Annotated in this window: 5 protein-coding genes and 1 pseudogene; 5 read left to right on the top strand and 1 reads right to left on the bottom strand. The window is 53.2% G+C overall.

Annotated features, from left to right (window positions below; all coding sequences use genetic code 11):
* The 5 genes and pseudogenes from K0F85_RS29080 to K0F85_RS27780 all read left to right on the top strand — a co-directional run.
* Window positions 1-533: pseudogene (locus K0F85_RS29080) on the top strand (terminase); the annotation flags it as partial.
* Between the two features lie 14 nt (window positions 534-547).
* Window positions 548-1594, top strand: a complete 1047-nt coding sequence (locus K0F85_RS27795; protein ID WP_219119057.1) for a phage portal protein — start codon at window positions 548-550, stop codon at window positions 1592-1594.
* A complete protein-coding gene (locus tag K0F85_RS27790) occupies window positions 1591-1806 on the top strand; it encodes a hypothetical protein (protein WP_219119042.1) in 216 nt (71 codons plus the stop codon). The genes K0F85_RS27795 and K0F85_RS27790 overlap by 4 nt, the downstream gene beginning before the upstream one ends.
* A gap of 502 nt (window positions 1807-2308) precedes the next feature.
* The gene (locus tag K0F85_RS27785) at window positions 2309-2647 is read left to right on the top strand and encodes a hypothetical protein (protein WP_219119041.1); all 339 of its coding nucleotides are present in this window, start codon (window positions 2309-2311) and stop codon (window positions 2645-2647) included.
* A gap of 10 nt (window positions 2648-2657) precedes the next feature.
* The gene (locus K0F85_RS27780; RefSeq protein ID WP_219119040.1) at window positions 2658-3296 is read left to right on the top strand and encodes an SOS response-associated peptidase; all 639 of its coding nucleotides are present in this window, start codon (window positions 2658-2660) and stop codon (window positions 3294-3296) included.
* Between the two features lie 738 nt (window positions 3297-4034).
* Here K0F85_RS27780 and K0F85_RS27775 read toward each other — a convergent pair.
* Entirely contained in the window at window positions 4035-4631 is a 597-nt protein-coding gene (locus tag K0F85_RS27775) for a hypothetical protein (protein WP_219119039.1), read from the bottom strand.
* Window positions 4632-5000: the final 369 nt, after the last annotated feature.

The raw sequence follows: 5000 nt of genomic DNA, 5'->3' as shown, positions 1-5000 counted from the left end.
TCGGCTACGACCCGGCCTTGAACGGCGACAGCGCCGGCTGCGTGGTGCTGGCGCCGCCCATGACGGCCGGCGGCAAGTTCCGCATCCTTGAGCGCCACCAGTGGCGCGGGCAGAGCTTCGAAGACCACGCCGACGCCATCCGCCAGATGACCCAGCGCTACAACGTCGAGTACATCGGCATCGACACGACCGGCATGGGCATCGGCGTGCTGCCCATCGTGCGCGGCTTCTTCCCGGCTGTCACGGCGCTGAATTACTCGCCCGAAGTCAAAACCCGCATGGTCTTGAAGGCCAAAAACATCATCAGCAAGGGGCGACTGGAGTTTGACGCCGGCTGGACCGACATCGCGCAGTCCTTCATGGCCATCCACAAGACCCTCACCCCCAGCGGACGGCATGTGACCTATGTCGCCGGCCGCAGCGATGAAACCGGCCACGCCGATCTGGCGTGGGCCTGCATGCATGCCCTCGATCACGAGCCCTTCGAAGGCACCACCGACAACCACCAATCTTTCATGGAGATTTATTCTTGAGCAAAGCACGACACATGCGCGCGCGCGGCCAGCAGGCCCAGGGCGCACCATCAACAGCGGCCACGGCGCCGACCGCCGCCGGCATCGAGGCGTTTTCTTTCGGCGACCCTACGCCCGTGCTCGAGCACGCCGACATTCTGGATTGCTTCGAATGCTGGAAGAACGGCCACTGGTACGAGCCGCCCGTCAACCTGGCCGGCCTGGCCAAGTCGTTTAACGCGGGCGTGCACCACAGCAGCGCCATTCACTTCAAGGCCAATGTGCTGGCGTCCACGCTGATCCCCAGCAAGTATTTATCGCGCGACGCCTTCAAGCGCATGGCGCTGGATTTCCTGACGTTCGGCAATGCCTACCTGGAAGACAGGCCCAGCCGCAGCGGCAAGGCGCTGGCGTACCAACACGCCCTGGCCAAGTACATGCGGCGCGGCGTCGATCTGGACACGTATTTCTTCGTCAATGGCTACCAGGCCGTGCACCAGTTCGACAAGGGGCGCGTCTTCCACCTGATGGAGCCGGACGTCAACCAGGAGTTGTACGGCGTGCCGCAGTACCTGAGCGCGCTGCAATCAGCCTGGCTCAACGAGGCGGCCACCTTGTTCCGCCGCAAGTATTACAAGAACGGTTCGCACGCCGGTTTCGTGTTCTACATGACGGACGCCGCCGCCAACACGCAGGACGTGGACAACCTGCGCCAGGCCATGCGCGACAGCAAGGGGCCGGGCAACTTCCGCAACCTGTTCATGTACGCGCCGAACGGCAAGAAGGACGGCATCCAGATTCTGCCGGTGTCCGACGTGGCCGCCAAGGACGAGTTTTTCAATATCAAGAGCGTGACGCGCGACGACCAGCTGGCCGCGCACCGCGTGCCGCCGCAACTCATGGGCATCCTGCCGAACAATGCCGGCGGCTTCGGCGCCGTGGAACCGGCCGCGCGCGTCTTCGCCCGCAATGAACTGGTGCCGCTGCAGGCCCAGTTCGAAGCGATCAACGAGTGGGCCGGTGTGGAAGTGGTGCGCTTCGCCCCGTATGACCTGGCCACGGGCGGGGAGGGTATGCAATGAGCGACCACATCGACAACACCGACAAGATCATCTTTGCCGAGGTGGCGCGCGGCCTGGCTGCAGTGCGTGGCCGGCCCGCCTTGGTGGCGCACGGCTGCTGTCACTACTGCGACGAGGCGCTGGCGCCCGCGCTGCTGTTCTGCGATGTGGACTGCCGCGACGACTACGAGAAGGAGCAGGCGGCGAAGGCGCGCGCCGGCCGTCCAGCATGACCGCCACGCCGCGCTGACCGGCAGGGCCGGGCCGCGACAGCCCAGCCGCGCCAGAGCGCCCTAGCCACCGCACAGGCCGCCCATGAGGCGGCTTTTTCACGTCCCGATGATTGGTGTTGCTATGAATGCAAGAAAAAGGCCCGTTTCGGCCCGGCGCGCGCAGTTGNCCCCTCCACACCTGCCCGCTATATAGGGCTCTTTTGACTCAAATTTGCGCCACGGCCGAAGGCGCATGAGGACTGGCGCGGCGGGGCGAAGAGGGGGCGTGCGATTTGACGCATTTTGACGCACTTTGAGCGGTTTTTCGTGTGGGTGGTGAGGCGACGTGGGAGCGGTGTTGTTTTCGCGCTGCGCCGCGCCTTGGCGCGGTTCTGGACCATGCATTGGTGTCTGCATTCTGCGCATCATTCATCTTCACGCCCTCGCGTAATTGCCGGGTATTGCGACCTCAAGAACTCTTGATATACTGTATATATGTACAGTATTTTACTTGGGTGTCACAATGATTGTTAAAATGTTAAAGATGCGCCTTGCTGGGGTGGAGGTGCCCAAGCGACGGCTGCATGATCGCTACAACTCGGCGCGGCCCGGCACGTTGGAAGTCGTTGAAACGACAGACCAGGGCTTGCACCGTTTGGTGAAGCTGGCCCGCTTCACGTACGGAGATAGCGGGAAATACGTTGACACACTGTTTGACGTGAATTTGCTCTGGTATCGGGATGGGCGCATGGTGTTGTCAGGGTTTGAGCGTAGCAAAGTGGATATGCAATTTTGCGACTATGCGCAGTCCTGGCTGTGTTTTGTCGGGACGGAACCGCCGCCAATGCCGGAAGGCAGGTAGAATAAATTGCATGTGCGCCGACTATACCCCCAGCCGTAGCGATCAAATCGAACAGCATTTTGCTGTCCGTTCCCCTCAATTTGACCTGCCGCCGGAAGCCTGGCCGGGCTACATGGCGCCGATCATTCGCGCTTCGCACGAGGTGCCCGGTGAACTGGAAGTCGCGCCGGCATGTTTTGGGATGGTTCCGCATTGGGCCGATATGAAGCTGGCGCGCCAGACCTACAACGCCCGCACCGAAACCGTGGCGCTGAAGCGGTCCTTCCGCAATGCCTGGAAGCGCAAACAATTCTGCATTATTCCTGCGGATAATTTCTTCGAACCTTGCTATGAGACTGGAAAACCGATCCGTTGGCGCATCGAGCGCGCCAATGGAATGCCGGCCGCCATCGCCGGGATATGGGAGTTCCGGCCGCAAGATTTGCTGTTGTCGTTCTCGATGCTGACGATAAACGCCGATGGCCACCCGCTCATGCAGCGTTTCCACAAGCCGGATGATGAAAAACGGATGGTGATGATCCTCGACCCGGACCAGTATCACCACTGGCTCGATGGCTCCCTTGTGACCGAAGAGGATTTGTTCCAGCAGTATCCAGCAGAGCGCCTTGTTGCAGTAGCTGATCCGCTTCCGCCGCGTTTGAAAAGATGAATACGTGCCCAGGGCTACGGTGCTAATTGATTCAGATGTTAAATATTTTTTCGATAGTGCTAGTCTTGGAAGTATTGTCTCCTCCTCAAGGATTTTAGGGCATTTCAGGTGATAGGTTTGCGACGCACAACGCGTGAGTGCGTGTCTGAATGTCAAAACTGCTCCTCGTATCCCGGTGTGGAAGTGCGAAGATGGGAAATACGATTTGACGCGTCATGACGCACTTTGAGCACACCTTCTAACTTAATCTACACGTAGTGCAACTATATTGTGGTTTGTTCCGCCGAACGAGATTAATCTAATCGAAGACAATATTTTCATAAAGTGTTTTTATTGAATTAAATTATATTGCGAGATAAATAAGTAAGCGACAAATTCTATAATTTCGGAATTTGTTTTTTGTAAATAATCACTTTAATTTATTGTTTCAATTAAAGAAATTATTTAGTCGGTAGGGTAAATTGTTCGCGTTTATGGAAATTGCCTCGTATAAGGTTTTCATTTTGTGGTAGTCAACTTCATATTCTACGACATTAAAATGAGAGGATCTTCCATCAAATGTTATGTGGAAATCTATGTAATATCTTTCGCGATCTGGATCATAGTGTTTTGAGATGTGAAGAGTATTATTTTTGTGATCGCAAAAGTAAGAGTTTGAATCTGCCTCATTCCATTTAAGTTCAGAATTTTCGGTCGCTGATTGAAGTTGATCAAAAAAATTTATTAGTGATTTTGGAATCATTCTGTATGCTCCGTAAAAGTTTTGTTGGAGCCTTGTCTCTGAGCAAGGTGTCCTGTGATCTCAAGTAATGCCGCTCTCGTCTTTTTTGAATTGGAGCGTGGGCCTTGGCTTGATTCTTTTTCACTTGATTTTGGCGGTATAAATGAATAAGCTTGTATTGTTGATCTTACGCGTCTATGTTCGGATGAATCATCCTCAAGTTCAATGTGAAAGAGTTGGGAGTAGTGTTTTATTATTTGGCATAAAAGCGCATTAGGTATGGCTTTTCCTTCTTCCAACGACGCTAAGGCTAACGAAGTGGTATTTAGGCACTCAACAATTTCTTGTGCACTGTCTATTCCTTTGACCATATTTAATGCTCGCTGCACTTCCTTTTTTACCAGTATAGCTGCATTTTTAGTCCTGCCTAGCTCAATGATTGCGAACAATATGCCATATGCGGTTGCAAAAAAACCGACGGTCCCAAGAGTTGTTGGCGGATCTTTTATTAGTTCTGAATGCCACTGCGTTGCTATGATGGCAATTAAAATGAAAATAATTGCCCATACTATGTGAGGCATTTTTTCATGGGAAATGTTAAGTTTCGAACTCATTAATGTATTTTAATTAACTTTTGTTGTATAAAAGTGCCTTCTTTCAATTTCCATAGAGTAGTAATTGAAATCGAGAAGCTTCCATATGCCATGAGATTGCAAAAATAATCAGTGATAAACTCGTCCTGCTTCAACCCCTGTTATCTTAATGACATCCTATTGAGATCAGTAGTCAAAATTTCACAATAGATGTAGTTTAAGCGAACAAAAAAAAGCTGTCATTTTGTAGTCATTCCTAGACTAAAACAGCCCAAAAACAACCCAAATAATGACAGCCTTCTTCTTGCTAACTACTTGATTCTAAACAATTCAGTGGTGGAGACGGCGGGAATCGAACCTACCGTAAAGCTTGGTTTCTTGGCTGTCTTA

The organism is Janthinobacterium sp. UMAB-56 (genome assembly GCF_900095265.1).
Classification (GTDB): Bacteria; Pseudomonadota; Gammaproteobacteria; order Burkholderiales; family Burkholderiaceae_D; genus Janthinobacterium.
This window is presented reverse-complemented; position numbering and strand designations above follow the sequence as displayed.

Excerpts from the sequence above, each read along its gene's own strand:
- K0F85_RS27790 (WP_219119042.1), top strand. The coding sequence starts at position 1,591 with ATGAGCGACCACATCGACAACACCGACAAGATCATCTTTGCCGAGGTG.
- K0F85_RS27785 (WP_219119041.1), top strand. The coding sequence starts at position 2,309 with ATGATTGTTAAAATGTTAAAGATGCGCCTTGCTGGGGTGGAGGTGCCC.
- K0F85_RS27775 (WP_219119039.1), bottom strand. The coding sequence starts at position 4,631 with ATGAGTTCGAAACTTAACATTTCCCATGAAAAAATGCCTCACATAGTA.
- K0F85_RS27795 (WP_219119057.1), top strand. The coding sequence starts at position 548 with ATGCGCGCGCGCGGCCAGCAGGCCCAGGGCGCACCATCAACAGCGGCC.
- K0F85_RS27780 (WP_219119040.1), top strand. The coding sequence starts at position 2,658 with ATGTGCGCCGACTATACCCCCAGCCGTAGCGATCAAATCGAACAGCAT.